The following is a 15,387-nucleotide window of genomic DNA, read 5'->3' on the forward strand; positions in this document are numbered from 1 at the left end:
AAAAACACAGCCAGTACTCCCCTGGGCGCAATACCGTCAGGCATCACTCCCCCAGGCGAAACCCCTCAGCCCACCCTCCCGAGCACCAACTCCCCCGGCTTCCCTTCCGGCGCGCTCTCGACACTCACAGCCCCCGACAACGACTCCACCGCCGCATCGAAAGCCTCAGGTGTATCCGTATGCAGCGTGAACAGCGGCTGACCGACCGTCACCGAGTCCCCCGGCTTCGCGTGCATCTCCACCCCGGCCCCCGCTTGAACCTTCTCCCCCTGCCGCGCACGCCCGGCCCCCAGCTGCCACGCCGCGAGCCCCACCCCCATCGCGTCCAACCGTGTCAAGACCCCTGCCGCCTCGGCACGCACAACCTCGGTGTGCCGAGCCGTGGGCAAGGCCGCATCGGGATCACCGCCCTGCGCCTCGATCATCGAACGCCAGTGGTCCATGGCCCGGCCGTCGGCCAGTACCTCGGCCGGGTCCACCTGCAACCCGGCCTGCGCGACCATCTCGCGAGCAAGCGTCAGCGTCAGCTCGACGACATCCGCGGGTCCACCACCGGCCAGCACCTCGACCGACTCCGCCACCTCGAGGGCGTTGCCGGCGGTCCGCCCCAACGGGGCATCCATCGCGGTCAACAACGCCACCGTCTTCACCCCGGCATCGCGCCCCAACTCGACCATCACGGTCGCCAACTCGCGCGCCTCGTCGAGGGTCTTCAGAAACGCGCCTGTCCCGACTTTCACATCGAGGACCAGTGCCGATGTCCCCTCGGCGATCTTCTTGCTCATGATCGAACTGGCGATCAACGGAATCGACTCGACCGTGCCGGTCACGTCTCGCAGCGCGTACAACCGTTTGTCGGCGGGGGCGAGGTCGGCGCCCGCGGCGCAGATCACCGCGCCGATCGCCGGGTCGGCCAGGATCTCGCGCATCCGCGGCACCGTGACGTCGGCCTGCCAGCCGGGGATGGACTCGAGCTTGTCCAGGGTGCCCCCGGTATGCCCGAGCCCGCGTCCCGACAGCTGCGGCACCGCCGCACCGCAGGCCGCCACCAGCGGCGCCAACGGCAGCGTGATCTTGTCGCCGACGCCACCGGTCGAATGCTTGTCGACGGTTGGGCGCGGCAGATCGGTGAAGTCCATGCGGCTGCCCGACCCGATCATCGCCGCGGTCCACCGCCCGATCTCGCGCCGGTTCATGCCGCGCAGCAGGATCGCCATGGCCAGCGCCGACATCTGCTCGTCGGCCACGATCCCCCGGGTGAACGCGTCGACCACCCAGTCGATCTGCGCGTCGGACAGTTCGCCGCCGTCCCGCTTGGCCCGAATGATCGATACCGCGCTGTGGCCGCCTCCCCGCGAAGTCGGGCCGGTGTCGGGCGGACTCGCGTCGGCGGTCGGCGGCAGGTCGGCGGTCCGTGCGTTCGTTCCCGGCGAGTTACCCATGTGCCAACTAAATCAGTGGTCGCGCACCTTCGCCAGCTCGACCGGCCGCCAGATCGTCGGGGCCGAACGCGTACGGCAACAGCTCCCTCAGCCTCTTGGGCCCCTCGACATGGTCTACGAGCAACTCACCCCCGCCGTGCTCGAACAGCAGCTGTCGGCACCGTCCGCACGGCATCAGGATTTCCCCTCTGGAATCGGTCACCGACACCGCAGCAAGACGCCCCCCACCCGACTCGAATAAGTTACCGACGAGTACGCATTCGGCACACAGGGTTAGTCCATATGAGACATTTTCCACATTGCAACCGCTCACAATTCGACCGTCCGTGGTGAGAGCAGCCGCACCGACCGGGAAACCCGAGTAGGGAGCATACGCGCGACCCATTACGCGAAATGCCATGTCACGCAACATATTCCAGTCGATTTCGGACATCGCGAACCTCCAGCCGATACCGCCGAACACGTCCGCGCGGGGGCTCGGACACCAGTATTCGGCATCGAGAAAGGTAAACCTAACTCGGCCGATTCGTGCACAACGCACGGCACGCCGAATTAGTTCCGCGAAACAGAGAGGATTAGAGTTCACCGAAGATCGGTTCAGGTTCCCGGCGGCGGGCCAGCGCTCGAGAATACAGCGCAGCCACCTGGGCATTTGCCTCTCCACGCAGCCGGCGTCGGATCTGTGACCGGGTCCATCAACGACGTTGGAGGCACCGCACTCTATGACCACGATAGAAGCTCCGGCTCCGGCCCAGCCGAAGCGGAAGACGCTGTACCGCGGCGACCCCGGCATGTGGTCCTGGGCGCTGCACCGGATCACCGGTGTCACGATCTTCTTCTTCCTCTTCGTGCACGTGCTGGACACGGCACTGGTCCGGGTGAACCCGAACACCTACGACCAGATCATCGAGACGTACAAGAGCCCGATCGTCGCGCTGCTGGAAATGGGCCTCGTGGTGTGCGTGCTCTACCACGCCCTCAACGGCGTCCGGGTGATCCTCATCGACTTCTGGTCGCAGGGTCCGCGCTTCCAGAAGCAGATGCTGTGGGTCGTGCTGGCCATCTGGATCCTGGTCTCCGCCGCCGGCGTCGGCCGCCAGTTCTTCTACCTGCTGACGGAGCACTGATATGTCTGCACCTGTCCTCGGCAAGTCCTACGACCGCCCCGCCAGCCTCGACGCGCCCCGCGCCCCCCGCGGTGGCGGCAACAGCAACTTCGAGAAGTACGCGTGGCTGTTCATGCGCTTCTCCGGCCTGCTGCTGATCGTCCTCGTGCTCGGCCACATGTTCATCATGCTGATGATCGACGGCGGCGTGAAGCGCCTGAACTTCGGCTTCGTCGCCGGTCGGTGGGCCAGCCCGTTCTGGCAGCTGTGGGACCTGACGATGCTCTGGCTGGCCCAGCTGCACGGCGGCAACGGTCTGCGCACCGTCATCGATGACTACGCCCGCAACGACCAGACCCGGTTCTGGCTCAAGACCATCCTCGTGGTCTCGATGATCCTGGTCATGGGCGTCGGCACGTACGTCATCTTCACCTTCGACCCCAACATCACCGGTTAGGAACAGGCCACCTCGCATGAGTGAATCCCGTCCGATTCAGGAACATCGCTACGACGTGGTCATCGTCGGCGCCGGTGGCGCGGGCATGCGCGCGGCGATCGAGGCCGGTCCCCGGGCTCGCACCGCGGTCCTGACCAAGCTCTACCCGACGCGCAGTCACACCGGCGCGGCCCAGGGCGGCATGTGCGCCGCGCTGGCCAACGTCGAAGAAGACAACTGGGAATGGCACACCTTCGACACCGTCAAGGGTGGTGACTACCTGGTCGACCAGGACGCCGCGGAGATCATGGCCAAAGAGGCCATCGACGCGGTCATGGACCTGGAGAAGATGGGCCTGCCGTTCAACCGCACGCCCGAGGGCAAGATCGACCAGCGTCGCTTCGGTGGCCACACCCGTGACCACGGCAAGGCGCCCGTGCGTCGCGCGTGTTATGCCGCCGACCGCACCGGCCACATGATCCTGCAGACGCTGTACCAGAACTGCGTCAAGCACGACGTGGAGTTCTACAACGAGTTCTACGTGCTCGACCTGGTGATGACCGAGTCCGACCGTGGCCCCGTCGCCACCGGCGTCGTCGCCTACGAGCTGGCCACCGGCGAGATCCACGTCTTCCACGCGAAGTCGATCGTGTTCGCCACCGGCGGCTCGGGCCGCATGTACAAGACCACCTCGAACGCGCACACGCTGACCGGCGACGGCATGGCGATCGTGTTCCGCAAGGGCCTGCCGCTCGAGGACATGGAGTTCCACCAGTTCCACCCGACAGGCCTCGCGGGCCTCGGCATCCTCATCTCCGAGGCTGTGCGTGGTGAGGGCGGCATCCTGCGCAACGCCTCCGGTGAGCGTTTCATGGAGCGCTACGCCCCCACCATCAAGGACCTCGCGCCGCGTGACATCGTCGCCCGCTCGATGGTGCTCGAGGTGCTCGAGGGCCGTGGCGCCGGGCCGAACAAGGACTACGTCTACATCGACGTGACCCACCTCGGCGAGGACGTGCTCGAGGAGAAGCTGCCCGACATCACCGAGTTCGCGCGCACCTACCTGGGTGTGGACCCGGTCAAGGAGCTCGTGCCCGTCATGCCGACCTGCCACTACGTGATGGGCGGTATCCCCACCCGCATCCGTGGCGAGGTGCTGCGCAACAACACCGACGTGGTCCCCGGCCTCTACGCCGCCGGTGAGTGCGCGTGCGTGTCCGTGCACGGCGCGAACCGCCTCGGCACCAACTCGCTGCTCGACATCAACGTGTTCGGCCGGCGCGCAGGCATCGCGGCCGCCGAGTACGCCCAGCGCACCGAGTTCGTCGAGATGCCGGAGAACCCGGCGCAGATGGTGCAGGACTGGCTGACGCTGATCCTGTCCGACCACGGCAACGAGCGCGTGGCCGACATCCGCACCGAACTGCAGTACACGATGGACATGAACGCCGCCGTGTTCCGCACCGAGGACACCCTCAAGCAGGCCCTCACCGACATCCACGCGCTCAAGGAGCGCTACACCCGGATCACGGTGCAGGACAAGGGCAAGCGCTACAACAGCGACCTGCTCGAGGCCGTCGAGCTGGGCTTCCTGCTCGAGCTGGCCGAGGTCACCGTCGTCGGCGCGCTCAACCGCAAGGAATCGCGTGGTGGGCACGCCCGCGAGGACTACCCGGACCGCGACGACGTGAACTTCATGCGGCACACCATGGCCTACAAGCAGGGCCCGGAACTCATCTCCGAGATCCGCCTCGACTTCAAGCCGGTGGTGCAGACCCGCTACGAGCCGATGGAGCGTAAGTACTGATGACTGCTGTAGCAGAACCAACCACGCAGAAGCCCGCGCCCGTCCCCGAGGGCTCGGTCATGGTCACCGTGAAGGTGGCCCGGTTCAGCACCGAGAACGACAAGGGCGCGTACTGGGACTCGTTCCAGGTGCCGGTCCTGCCGACCGACCGCTTCCTCAACGTGCTGATCTACATCAAGTCCTACCTGGACGGCACCCTCACCTTCCGGCGCTCCTGCGCCCACGGTGTGTGCGGTTCCGACGCGATGCGGATCAACGGTGTGAACCGGCTGGCCTGCAAGGTCCTGATGAAGGACATGCTGCCCAAGGGCGACAAGACCCTCACCATGACCGTCGAGCCCATCCGCGGCCTGCCGGTGGAGAAGGACCTGGTCGTCGACATGGAACCGTTCTTCGACGCGTTCCGTGCCGTCAAGCCGTACCTGATCACCTCGGGTAACGAGCCCACCCGCGAGCGCATCCAGTCCCAGCACGACCGCGCCCGCTTCGATGACACCACCAAGTGCATCCTGTGCGCCTGCTGCACCACCTCCTGCCCCGTGTACTGGAGCGACGGCAGCTACTTCGGCCCGGCCGCGATCGTGAACGCCCACCGCTTCATCTTCGACAGCCGCGACGAAGGCGCCCGCGACCGCCTCGACATCCTCAACGACGTCGAGGGCGTATGGCGCTGCCGCACCACCTTCAACTGCACCGACGCGTGCCCCCGCGGCATCGAGGTCACCAAGGCCATCCAGGAAGTCAAGCGCGCGCTGCTGTTCGCCCGCTGACCTCCCCGGTCCCGACGAAGGCCGCCTTCATCTTTCGATGAAGGCGGCCTTTGTTAGCTGTGCTCCCGGCGAGAGCTGCCAGCACCCTCGTTGTCAACAGGTTCCGAGGTCTGTCCAAGCTCCACCTGACAGCCGTGCACCAATGTTCTAATATCGAACACATGACTGAGCTAGACGCCGCTACGCTCGGCGGGCGCATCGCTGACGCGCGAACTCGGCGCGGGCTGACACAGGCCGAGTTAGCTACCGCCATCGCCTTGGACCGCTCGGCCTTGGCAAAGATCGAAGGTGGCACCCGACGTGTTTCAGCACTTGAGCTAGCAAACATCGCCGTTGAGGTAGGCGAGCGCATTGAATGGTTCATACATGCCTCTACTCCAGCCATAGTCTCTCATCGGAATCTTCAGGAGCCTGGAGCGCCAAGCCCTGAGATTGACCGCGAACTTGAGAGGATCGCGTGGAATGTGGAGTTTGCGCAGGCAAACGACCACGAATTCAATGCCCCTCCTTCTCTCCAAATCCCAAAGCCAATGTCTTTAAGCGAAGCTGAAACATCCGCGAAACGCGTGCGAACACTACTTCAGCTCGCACCCAACGAACCCGTGCACGATATTGCGGGCGCTACCGAACAATTTGGCCTTCTCGCCTTTTCCTTCGACCTTGGGACCAATGGTGCCGATGCAGCCTCCCTTGCATTGCAATCAGGTGGAATTGCCCTAGTGAACGGTCACCTACACGTCGGTCGCCGTCGGGTAGCCCTCGCACATGAGCTCGGTCACTTTCTATTTGCGGACGAGTATTCCATAGACTGGCGCCTCGGAACGAATGAGGATGACTCGGCATGGGAGACACGACTCGACCGATTTGCCCGTGCGGTACTTCTACCTGCCGATTCCCTTAAGTCCGAGTGGGAATCAGCAGTATCTGACCACGGATTGCGGGCTGCGGCCGTGATCCTCGGAAGTAAATATCAAGTCGATATGACCACGCTCGCAATACGACTCAAAGAGCTAAAAGTTGCAAATGGTTCTCAGTTCGGTTTCATAAGATCCGTTCGCACAACTCGGGCTGACATAATCGAATTGGATCTTGTACCCCGTCACGATCTTGAGCCAAAGTTCCTCGCCCGCGGGTACGAGAAGTCTGTGCTACGCCTCTACCGATCCTCCACAGTTTCACCGATTCGTGCGGTCGACTTGCTGTTCGATTCGATTACCGAGGACCAGCTGCCTCCACCCAAACCAATTGCAGCTAACGCAATTTGGGAGTTTGTGTGACGGAGACGCTAATCTTCGACACGAGCCCACTTTGCCATTTCGCACGAGCTGACTGGCTGAATGTCCTCAAAGCTGTTGTCGGGGAAAGGGAAGCACTAATACCCGATGTCGTTGTCAGCGAACTTCGACTACTAGGAACGTCGGATAGCAGAGTTCTCGCAGTGCTCGATACACCGTGGATCCAGCACCGAGAGCTACGCAACCCAGACGAAATCGCTGCATTCGCAGATTTCTCCGCTCGCCTGGTACGTAATGACCGCAATAGAGGCGAAGCAGGCGTCCTTGCATTAGCACGCACACTGCCTGGAATCGCCGTAATCGATGATGGGGCGGGCAGAAAGGCCGCGCGGGATCATGGGGTCGATTGCAGCCCTACGCTGCGCCTTCTGTGTGACGCAATCCGACAAGGCCTCCTGACCGTCCCCCTGGTTTCTATATTAGCGGACGATTTGATCATAAACGAATATCGATTGCCCTTCAAGCCGGGGGATTTTGAGAAATGGGGACGAGATAACGGGCTATTGTAACCTCCGATTCGTCAGATTCGCTGACATGTCTTCGGCATTACCGAATGCCCTACATACCGAACAAGCCCGGTAGATGCTCCACTGCCCCGGGGGTAATCCAACTTCGTCGACACGGGGCGTGATGCAAGGTATGCAAAGCTGCAAGATTATCGAGCCGCTCCCGTCCCACCCACGGCGTGGAGAAGGACCTGGTCGTCGACATGGAACCGTTCTTCGACGCGTTCCGTGCCGTCAAGCCGTACCTGATCACCTCGGGTAACGAGCCCACCCGCGAGCGCATCCAGTCCCAGCACGACCGCGCCCGCTTCGATGACACCACCAAGTGCATCCTGTGCGCCTGCTGCACCACCTCCTGCCCCGTGTACTGGAGCGACGGCAGCTACTTCGGCCCGGCCGCGATCGTGAACGCCCACCGCTTCATCTTCGACAGCCGCGACGAAGGCGCCCGCGACCGCCTCGACATCCTCAACGACGTCGAGGGCGTATGGCGCTGCCGCACCACCTTCAACTGCACCGACGCGTGCCCCCGCGGCATCGAGGTCACCAAGGCCATCCAGGAAGTCAAGCGCGCGCTGCTGTTCGCCCGCTGACCTCCCCGGTCCCGACGAAGGCCGCCTTCATCTTTCGATGAAGGCGGCCTTCGTCGTTCGGACCTACGCGAAAACCTCCGCCAACGAACCGGCGGTCAACACCCGCCTGACCCACACGTGAAGTTCATCGGCATCAGCCGCCCGAACCCGCTCGGACACAGCGCTCGACAACGGACCGAACTTGACAGTCAGCTGCTCGACCAACGTCTCAGCGCGACCCTCGACACGCCCACGCGCTTTGCCACGTGCTTCGCCACGTGCTTCCAGCCGTTCCGCTGTGGTCATCACAACTTCCTTCGCTCGAGGGCCGAGACGTTCGGTCAACGGCTGTAACTCGGTGACGCTCACATCGCTGACGATGAAGAGGTACGTCACCAAGATGTCGAACTCGCGGGCGCCCGAGGGGCCGTCCAACAGGGCTCGTAGCTCATCGACCACCTCCATGATATCCGAGGCGATGTGCGGATTACTCGGTCCGATTTTGTGCATGATCAGCATCAATTTCGTCGCGGGGGTCAACGGCCGCGCACGCAATGCCGCGAGGTCAAGCGGGGCCACATCGTCGAGCAGAAACTCGAACTTCGGCAGATAGCGAGACAGCAGTGCACACGCGGAGTCGTCGAGATCGATCAGGTCACCGAGCTGTGTTGGCGCCGTCCACCGCAAGCCAGTGTGCGTGCTGTGCACAACCATCGGTAGGACAGCGGGCAGTACCTGCGACGTCGGGTGCTCGTCCAGGTGTCGACGCCAGATGTTGACCACATAGCCGAGCATCCGGAACGCCATCAGCTGGTCACTGCAGGACTGGTGCTCGATCAGCATGTAGAGGTAGGCGCCACGGCCGTCGATCGTGGTGCGGTAGAGGACATCGCTGTAGGATTCGACGGCTTCTTTGTCATAGCTGAAAGCTACCGCTGAAGCCAGGCGGGTTACGAATCGGATGGTGTTGCGGCGGAACAACACTGACTACTGTCCGAACGGAAACGAGCGAGGCTTCCCTCGTTGACCGCCCCTTGCATCGAAGCAAGGGCGACAGTGCCGCTACGGCGTTACCGGCCCTCAGGGAGATGGGCTTTGGCATCCTCGTAGGACCCACTGGGTGCGGTGTCGTCTTTGGTGTAGACCAGGTGCAGTACCCCGGTCTCGAAGGTTTCCGAGGAGAGCAGGCGGAGGGGGATCGTTGTTCCGTCCTCGAACAGCCGGTCCCCTTTGCCGACAGCGATCGGGTGCACCAGGAGGTGCAGCTCGTCCAGGAGTCCCGCTGCCAGGAGTTGGCGGACCACCGAGACCGAGCCGCTGATGGCGATGTCTCCGCCGGTGCCCTTTCTCAGCTCGGCCGCGGCGGCGGTCAGCTCGCCGTCGAGTCGTTCGGAGTTGCGCCACGGGAAGTCGGGGTTCTGATGGGTGACCACGAGCTTGCGGGCGTCGCCCAGTTTCTTCGCGAACCCGGCGTCGGGGCCGCCGTCGGCTTCGCGGCCGGGCCAGGCGTCGGCGAAGCCGTCGTAGGTCACCCGGCCGAGGAGCAGGGTGTCGGCGCTGCCGAGTTGGGCGTCGACCGCGGCGCCCATGGCGTCGTCGAAGTAGGGGAAATGCCAGTCCTGCGGGTCGGCGACCACGCCGTCGAGGGACATGAACAGGCCGGCGGTGATCTTCCTCATCGGGACTTCTCCTCTGTGCGGTGGGTACGTCGATTACTACGACGGTGCGCGGCCGCCGAACTCATCGCGACGGCGAGCACACTTGACGAACTAGTAGATAGCGCTACTATCCATAATAGACAGTGCAACTATCTACTACGGAGTCGCCGTGATCGTCATCGTTCTTCTCGCCTCGCTGCTCGGCTTCCGCGCGCTGGGAGCGCTCGGCATCGGCCGGTTCGCCTCCTGGTCCGCGTCCGCCGCACACGCACTGGCCGTGATGCTGGTGATGACGGGCAGTGCGCACTTCATGCCGTCGAGTGTCACCGTGATGCCCAACCACGAGGATCTGGTGGCGATGGTGCCGCCGTTCATCCCGTTCCCCGGATTCGTGGTGCTGCTCACCGGGGTGATCGAACTACTCGCCGCCCTCGGCCTGGTCCTCACCCGCACACGCCGGATCTCCGGCTTGGCACTGGTGCCGCTGTTCGTACTTCTCCTGCCCGCCAACATCTACGCGGCCATCGAGAATGTCGCGTTCGGGGGCGAATCCGCGTCGCCGCTGTGGCAGCGCATTCCGGAACAGCTGCTGTACATCGCCTTCGCGATCTGGGCGACGGGTGCCTTGGCTCCGGCCGCACGAGATCGCGTATCGGCTACTCGCTGACTAGGCGAAACCCGTGGTGCGGGCCAGGTCGGCGAGCATGGTGTCGAACATGACCTCCGGGTTCGTGAGCGGGATCGGGTAGTTGCCGAAGACCTCGAGGGTGACGTGGCCGAACAGGCGAACCCAGGTCTGCACCATCACGTAGGTCACGCCGAGATCCAGCTTCTCGGCGGGGAACTTCTGGCCCGAATCCGAGAGCATGGCGAGTAGTTCGGTCTGAAAGTCGATCAGGTCGTCGCGGAGTTCGAGCGGAATGGATTCACTTGGCGGAGTGGCGATCTCGAAACTGGCCAGCAGCCTGCCCGCCGCGGCGAGGAAGATCCGACCGAAGGGTTCACCGAAGCGGGGCAGCATGGTGCGGCTCGCGGTCGGCGAGGCGAACACCAGGGTGAACTCCCTTGGGTTGGCCAGCGCCCACCGCCGGAATCCCCGGCAGATCGCGAGGAACTGCACCGCACCGTCGTCGGGCAGATCGGCGATGCCCGCCGACAGGAACTCGGCCAGGTCGGCACAGAATTCCACGCGCAACCGCTCGATCAGCTCGTCGCGTGAGTCGTAGTGCCGGTACAGCGCGGGCGCGGTGACGCCGAGTTCGCGGGCGATGGCCCGCAGGGTGACCGCCTCCGGCCCGTGCGCGGCCAACAGCGCCCGCGCGACCCGCCGGATATCGGCATCGGCCACGACGGGCGCCCGGCCGCGTGCCTTGGCCGTCAACCGCCCACCCCCTCGCTGCTGTTCGGGCTCAAGAGTATTCGACTTCCCACCGCTTGATGCCGTTGAGCCAGCCGCTGCGCAAGCGCACCGGTTCGGCGACCTCGCGCAGGTTCGGCATCGCGTCGGCAATGGCATTGAACATCAGGTCGATCTCCAACCGGGCGAGATTCGCACCGACGCAGTAGTGCGTTCCGGTGCCACCGAAACCGACGTGCGGGTTGGGGTTGCGCAACACGTCGAATCGGAACGGGTCGGTGAAGGCGTTCTCGTCGAAATTGGCCGAGCTGTAGAACAATCCGAGGCGCTGGCCCTTCTTGATCTGCTGCCCACCCAGTTCCAGGTCGCGGGTGGCGGTGCGCTGGAAGGCCGTCACGGGGGTGGCCCAACGGACGATCTCGTCGGGTGCGGTGCGCGGGCGCTGATCCTTGTAGAGCTCCCACTGCTCGGGGTTGTCGACGAAGGCCTTCATGCCGTGGGTGATCGAGTTGCGGGTGGTCTCGTTGCCCGCCACCGCCAGCAGGATGACGAAGAACGCGAACTCGTCGGAGCCGAGATGCTCGCCGTCGACATCGGCGTTCACCAGCTGGGTAACGATGTCGGAAGCCGGACATCCGCGCCGCTGCTCGGCCATGTTCCAGGCGTAGCCCATCACCTCGGCGGTGGCGGTGTGGTGGTTGCCCTCGAACTCCGGGTCGTCGTAGGAGATCATCTGGTTGGTCCAGTCGAACAGCTTCATCCGGTCCTCCTGCGGCACGCCGAGCAGTTCGGCGATGGCCTGCAGCGGAAGTTCGCACGCCACCTGCTGCACGAAATCGCCGCGACCGGACTTCTTGGCCTCCCAGACGATGCGTTCGGCTCGTTCGGTGAGCGCGGCGCGCAGGTTCTCCACCGCGCGCGGGGTGAAGCCCTTGGACACGATGCGCCGGATCTTGGTGTGCTGCGGCGGATCCAGGTTCAGCATGAGCATGTTGGCGAGCATGTCGATCTGCTCGCGGGTGGTTTCCTCGTTGAACCGGATGATGGCGGTGTTCTCGTGGGAGGAGAAGTCCTCGGGGTTCTTCGAGATCTCCTTGATGTCGGCCAGCGTCGACACCACCCAGTAGCCGCCGTCGTCGAAGCCGCTGGCCCGGTCGGGCTGCGCGCACCACCAGACCGGCGCCGTGCGGCGCAGTTGCGCGAACTCCTGGATCGGCAGGCGTTGGGCGAGCAGATCTGGGTCGGTGAAATCGAATCCCGCGGGGATATCGGTGCTGGTCACGGCGTCTCCTTCGGCTGACTCCAGAACGTGATGTAGAACACGTTCGGATCGATGAAACCACGCGGCCACACTTTGTGAACAGGTTTTAGTAATACCCGTTTATGAAACCCGCTCGGCAAGATGCCGCGAACCTGAGCGGGTGCGGGACAAGCTGGGCAAGATGGCGGCGTGGACTTGCCCTACCTGCGAGCCAACCCGCACCTGCTACCGACCTTTCTCGCGCATCAGCGCCTGCGCACCACCCCCGTCGGCGGTGGGTCGATCGCGGTGGCCGAACGTATCGGACTCGACGACGGCACCCAGCTGTTCCTCAAGACCTGGCCGGGCGGAATCTCGGCCGCACCGACCGGCGGCGCACCGACCGCCGCTCCGCAGGGATTCTTCGCGACCGAGGCGCGGGGGCTGCGCTGGCTCCGAGAAGCGGACGGTGTCCCGATCCCCGAGGTCTACGCCGTCAGCGACGACTTGCTGCTCATGGAATGGGTCGACCACGCCGAACCGTCCCCGGCGGCCGCCGAGCGATTCGGCGCGGGGCTGGCCCGCCTCCACGACGCGGGTGCGCCCGAATTCGGCACTCCTGGCCCCGGTTTCCTCGGAAACCTGCCGATGGACAACACTCCCGGCCAGGATTGGGCGAGCTGGTTTCACGAGCGCCGGATCATCCCGTTGCTGAAACTCGCCGTCGACGCCGGTGGACTCGACCCGGCCGACGCCACCGCCGTCGCATCGATCCGCGTCGAAGCGCCCGCCGAGCCGCCGTCTCGCATCCACGGCGATCTCTGGCCCGGCAACATCCTCTGGAGCCAGTCCGAGACCCCGTGGCTGATCGACCCCGCCGCACACGGCGGCCATCGCGAAACCGACCTGGCCACCCTCCACCTCTTCGGCGGCGCGCCTCACCTGGCCCGAATCGTCGGCGCCTACAACGAAGTACACCCACTCGAGCCGGGTTGGCGGGAGCGCGTCCCCCTGCACCAACTTCCGCTGCTCCTGGCTCATGCCGCCCTCTTCGGCCGCTCGTATCGGACGGCCGTTCTCGATGCGGCGGCCCGGTATCGATAGGTCTCCCCGTACCAACAGGCACTGAATCGAGGCTTACAACTTTACGTTGCGTGTAACGATTTGATGTAAAGGCGCCCGACCGGTCGTCGCATAACTGGTCCTATGACCAAACTGCCTCATGCTCACACGATTGACGCTCGCCCTGGTCTGCGGCGCGGCCGCCCTCCTCCCCACCGCCGCACCCGCCGATGCCGCACCGAAGGCCGCTCCGAAGATCGCCTCCTACAACGTCTTCATGCTCCCCGAGGCCCTCTACCCGAACTGGGGTCAGGAGCAGCGCGCCGACCTCATCGCCCAGCAGAACGTCCTCGCCGGGCAGGACGTGGTGGTGCTCCAGGAGCTGTTCCACAACGAGGGCGGCGACAAGCTGCTGAGCAACCTGAAGCGCGACTTCCCGAATCAGACGCCGGTGGTCGGCCGAACCCGCTCCGGCTGGGACGCCACCCAGGGTTCGTACTCGGCGACCACACCCGAGGACGGTGGTGTCGCGATCGTCAGCCGGTGGCCGATCAGCCGCGAAGTCCAGTTCGTCTACAAGGACGCCTGTGGCACGGATTGGTTCTCCAACAAGGGTTTCGCGTACGTGAAGCTGGCCGCGCCGGGCGGACCCGTGCACGTGATCGGCACCCACATGCAGTCCGAGGACGACGGCTGCGGCGCGGGGCAGCCCGCTCAGGTGCGAGCGAAGCAACGCGCGCAGATCAAGGCCTTCCTGGCCGCGGAGCGGATTCCCGCCGATGAGCCCGTCTACGTCGCGGGCGACATGAACGTGATCGAAGCCAGCCCCGAGTACGGCGCCATGCTCGCCGAACTCGGCGCGGTCGGCCCGCAGCACACCGGCCACACGTACTCCTGGGACTGCGCGGACAACTCCGTCTGCCTCGACCAGTACGGTCCCGAATACGCCTCGGAGCACCTCGACTACGTGCTCCCCCTCAACGGCCACCCGGCACCCGACCGCTACGTCAACGAAACCCGCCGCGCCAAGAGCCCCACCTGGGCCGTCACCGCCGACGGCACCACGTACACCTACACCGACTACAGCGACCACTACCCGGTCTTCGGCTACACCGGCTGACGCGCCCCGAAAGGCTGTACGCCCGGAAAAGAAACTGTCACGGGTACGGTGCGGCCGTCGCCCAGTTCTCGCCCGCGATGACGACGTGGTCGAGGTAGCGGAGGCCGACGGTTGCGGCGGCCTGGGAGAGGAGGGTGCTGGCGCGGCGGTCGTCGGGGCTCGGGGTGGGGTCGCCGGAAGGGTGGTTGTGGACGACGGCGAAGGCTCGGCCGTCGTGGCGCAGGACGGTGTTGAGGATTTCGCGGACGGGGACGGCGACGTGGTCGATGGCGCCCTCGGCGACGAAAGCACGGTGGCGCAGACGGTTCTGGGTGTCGCAGATCAGGACGAGCAGGCGTTCCACCCTGGCACCGGCGAACAGTGGGACGGCCACGCGGGCGATGTCGTCGGGGGCGGTGAGCCTTGGGACCGGTTCGCTGGTCCTGGAGCGGGTGCCGAGGTGGAACGCGGCGATCACCGCGGCCGCCTTGGCCGGTCCGATTCCGACCCGCGACGACAACTCCTCGGGACGGGCGGCGGCGAGTTCGGCCAGGCCGCCGTATTCGGCCAGGAGATGACCGGCCAGCTCGAGTGCCGATTGCCCCCGGGTGCCCTGACCGATTAGCAGCGCGAGCAATTCGGTGTCGGTGAGCACGTGCGGGCCGAGCGCGAGCAAACGCTCACGTGGGCGCTGGGCGACGGGCAGATTCGCGATCGGTACCGACACATTTCCCCCTCGGTCATCGGTGACGTGACCGATACTCGCAGAGGGCACCGACAGATTCGGCTACCGCTCAGCCACCACGGGCGAATCCGTATCGATGTCGTGGGGTTCCGTACTGAACACCGAGTCGGCCATCAGCCGTTCGAGATTGCGCAGCTGACGTTCGTGCACCACGATGCGCCGCAATGCCTCGTTCACGGTCGTGTTGCTGTCTGCCGTGCCCATGATCTCGGCGGCGGCGGCGAGCAGTTCCTGGTCGAGATCTATCCGCAGGGTTCGCAAAAATCCTCCTCGGGTACAAACGCAATCTTGC

General features: G+C 64.8%; 17 protein-coding genes and 1 pseudogene. 10 read left to right on the forward strand and 8 right to left on the reverse strand.

The window, feature by feature from the left end:
• Nucleotides 1-65: 65 nt before the first annotated feature.
• Both NC7_RS11260 and NC7_RS28445 read right to left on the reverse strand, forming a co-directional pair.
• Nucleotides 66-1,442, reverse strand: a complete 1,377-nt coding sequence (locus NC7_RS11260; protein ID WP_084458367.1) for a thymidine phosphorylase — start codon at nt 1,440-1,442, stop codon at nt 66-68.
• A 7-nt stretch (nt 1,443-1,449) separates the two neighbouring features.
• Nucleotides 1,450-1,875, reverse strand: a complete 426-nt coding sequence (locus NC7_RS28445; protein WP_084458381.1) for a cytidine deaminase — start codon at nt 1,873-1,875, stop codon at nt 1,450-1,452.
• 289 nt (nt 1,876-2,164) lie between these two features.
• Here NC7_RS28445 and sdhC point away from each other — a divergent pair, with 289 nt between their 5' ends.
• From sdhC to NC7_RS11285, 7 genes and pseudogenes are all read left to right on the forward strand, one after another.
• Nucleotides 2,165-2,569 (forward strand): succinate dehydrogenase, cytochrome b556 subunit, encoded by a 405-nt coding sequence (gene sdhC, locus NC7_RS11265; protein ID WP_067981688.1) that lies wholly within the window; start codon nt 2,165-2,167, stop codon nt 2,567-2,569.
• 1 nt (nt 2,570) lies between these two features.
• Entirely contained in the window at nt 2,571-3,005 is a 435-nt protein-coding gene (locus NC7_RS11270; protein ID WP_067981691.1) for a succinate dehydrogenase hydrophobic membrane anchor subunit, read from the forward strand.
• Nucleotides 3,006-3,021: 16 nt separating this feature from the next.
• Nucleotides 3,022-4,791 (forward strand): succinate dehydrogenase flavoprotein subunit, encoded by a 1,770-nt coding sequence (sdhA, locus tag NC7_RS11275; protein ID WP_157101938.1) that lies wholly within the window; start codon nt 3,022-3,024, stop codon nt 4,789-4,791.
• Entirely contained in the window at nt 4,791-5,561 is a 771-nt protein-coding gene (locus NC7_RS11280; protein WP_067981694.1) for a succinate dehydrogenase iron-sulfur subunit, read from the forward strand. Before sdhA ends, NC7_RS11280 begins: the two co-directional genes overlap by 1 nt.
• A gap of 161 nt (nt 5,562-5,722) precedes the next feature.
• Nucleotides 5,723-6,838 (forward strand): helix-turn-helix domain-containing protein, encoded by a 1,116-nt coding sequence (locus NC7_RS28450; protein ID WP_084458369.1) that lies wholly within the window; start codon nt 5,723-5,725, stop codon nt 6,836-6,838.
• Nucleotides 6,835-7,365, forward strand: coding sequence for a PIN domain-containing protein (locus tag NC7_RS30665; protein WP_084458371.1), 531 nt, complete (start codon nt 6,835-6,837; stop codon nt 7,363-7,365). Before NC7_RS28450 ends, NC7_RS30665 begins: the two co-directional genes overlap by 4 nt.
• 176 nt (nt 7,366-7,541) lie before the next feature.
• A pseudogene (locus NC7_RS11285) lies at nt 7,542-7,955 on the forward strand (4Fe-4S dicluster domain-containing protein); the annotation flags it as partial.
• A 63-nt stretch (nt 7,956-8,018) separates the two neighbouring features.
• On the opposite strand, the gene NC7_RS11290 reads toward NC7_RS11285, so the two are convergent.
• Both NC7_RS11290 and NC7_RS11295 read right to left on the reverse strand, forming a co-directional pair.
• Complete coding sequence (locus NC7_RS11290; RefSeq protein WP_159372850.1) at nt 8,019-8,915, reverse strand: Rpn family recombination-promoting nuclease/putative transposase; 897 nt, start codon at nt 8,913-8,915, stop codon at nt 8,019-8,021.
• An 89-nt stretch (nt 8,916-9,004) separates the two neighbouring features.
• Nucleotides 9,005-9,613, reverse strand: a complete 609-nt coding sequence (locus tag NC7_RS11295) for a dihydrofolate reductase family protein (RefSeq protein ID WP_067981698.1) — start codon at nt 9,611-9,613, stop codon at nt 9,005-9,007.
• 148 nt (nt 9,614-9,761) lie between these two features.
• On the opposite strand from NC7_RS11295, the gene NC7_RS11300 reads away from it, so the two are divergent.
• On the forward strand, nt 9,762-10,259 hold the full coding sequence (locus NC7_RS11300) for a DoxX family protein (protein ID WP_067981701.1): 498 nt from the start codon (nt 9,762-9,764) through the stop codon (nt 10,257-10,259).
• On the opposite strand, the gene NC7_RS11305 is transcribed toward NC7_RS11300, so the two are convergent.
• Together NC7_RS11305 and NC7_RS11310 are read right to left on the reverse strand one after the other, a co-directional pair.
• Complete coding sequence (locus NC7_RS11305; RefSeq protein ID WP_067981704.1) at nt 10,260-10,973, reverse strand: TetR/AcrR family transcriptional regulator; 714 nt, start codon at nt 10,971-10,973, stop codon at nt 10,260-10,262.
• Nucleotides 10,974-11,001: 28 nt separating this feature from the next.
• A complete protein-coding gene (locus NC7_RS11310; protein WP_067981705.1) occupies nt 11,002-12,231 on the reverse strand; it encodes a cytochrome P450 in 1,230 nt (409 codons plus the stop codon).
• A 168-nt stretch (nt 12,232-12,399) separates the two neighbouring features.
• On the opposite strand from NC7_RS11310, the gene NC7_RS11315 reads away from it, so the two are divergent.
• Nucleotides 12,400-13,293, forward strand: coding sequence for a fructosamine kinase family protein (locus NC7_RS11315; RefSeq protein WP_067981708.1), 894 nt, complete (start codon nt 12,400-12,402; stop codon nt 13,291-13,293).
• 118 nt (nt 13,294-13,411) lie between these two features.
• A complete protein-coding gene (sph, locus tag NC7_RS11320) occupies nt 13,412-14,371 on the forward strand; it encodes a sphingomyelin phosphodiesterase (RefSeq protein ID WP_067981711.1) in 960 nt (319 codons plus the stop codon).
• 37 nt (nt 14,372-14,408) lie between these two features.
• Here sph and NC7_RS11325 read toward each other — a convergent pair whose 3' ends face one another.
• Together NC7_RS11325 and NC7_RS11330 are read right to left on the reverse strand one after the other, a co-directional pair.
• Nucleotides 14,409-15,077, reverse strand: a complete 669-nt coding sequence (locus NC7_RS11325; protein WP_067981713.1) for a JAB domain-containing protein — start codon at nt 15,075-15,077, stop codon at nt 14,409-14,411.
• A 60-nt stretch (nt 15,078-15,137) separates the two neighbouring features.
• Nucleotides 15,138-15,356 (reverse strand): type II toxin-antitoxin system VapB family antitoxin, encoded by a 219-nt coding sequence (locus NC7_RS11330; protein WP_067981716.1) that lies wholly within the window; start codon nt 15,354-15,356, stop codon nt 15,138-15,140.
• Nucleotides 15,357-15,387 lie beyond the last annotated feature (31 nt).

It is taken from the genome of Nocardia caishijiensis NBRC 108228, assembly GCF_001612825.1.
Classification (GTDB): Bacteria; Actinomycetota; Actinomycetes; order Mycobacteriales; family Mycobacteriaceae; genus Nocardia; species Nocardia caishijiensis.

Bases quoted from the DNA above. Each gene is read 5' to 3' on its own strand.
- NC7_RS28445 (WP_084458381.1), bottom strand. From the start codon at position 1,875: ATGTCCGAAATCGACTGGAATATGTTGCGTGACATGGCATTTCGCGTA.
- NC7_RS11270 (WP_067981691.1), top strand. From the start codon at position 2,571: ATGTCTGCACCTGTCCTCGGCAAGTCCTACGACCGCCCCGCCAGCCTC.
- sdhA (WP_157101938.1), top strand. From the start codon at position 3,022: ATGAGTGAATCCCGTCCGATTCAGGAACATCGCTACGACGTGGTCATC.
- NC7_RS11280 (WP_067981694.1), top strand. From the start codon at position 4,791: ATGACTGCTGTAGCAGAACCAACCACGCAGAAGCCCGCGCCCGTCCCC.
- NC7_RS28450 (WP_084458369.1), top strand. From the start codon at position 5,723: ATGACTGAGCTAGACGCCGCTACGCTCGGCGGGCGCATCGCTGACGCG.
- NC7_RS11260 (WP_084458367.1), bottom strand. From the start codon at position 1,442: ATGGGTAACTCGCCGGGAACGAACGCACGGACCGCCGACCTGCCGCCG.
- NC7_RS11295 (WP_067981698.1), bottom strand. From the start codon at position 9,613: ATGAGGAAGATCACCGCCGGCCTGTTCATGTCCCTCGACGGCGTGGTC.
- sph (WP_067981711.1), top strand. From the start codon at position 13,412: ATGCTCACACGATTGACGCTCGCCCTGGTCTGCGGCGCGGCCGCCCTC.
- sdhC (WP_067981688.1), top strand. From the start codon at position 2,165: ATGACCACGATAGAAGCTCCGGCTCCGGCCCAGCCGAAGCGGAAGACG.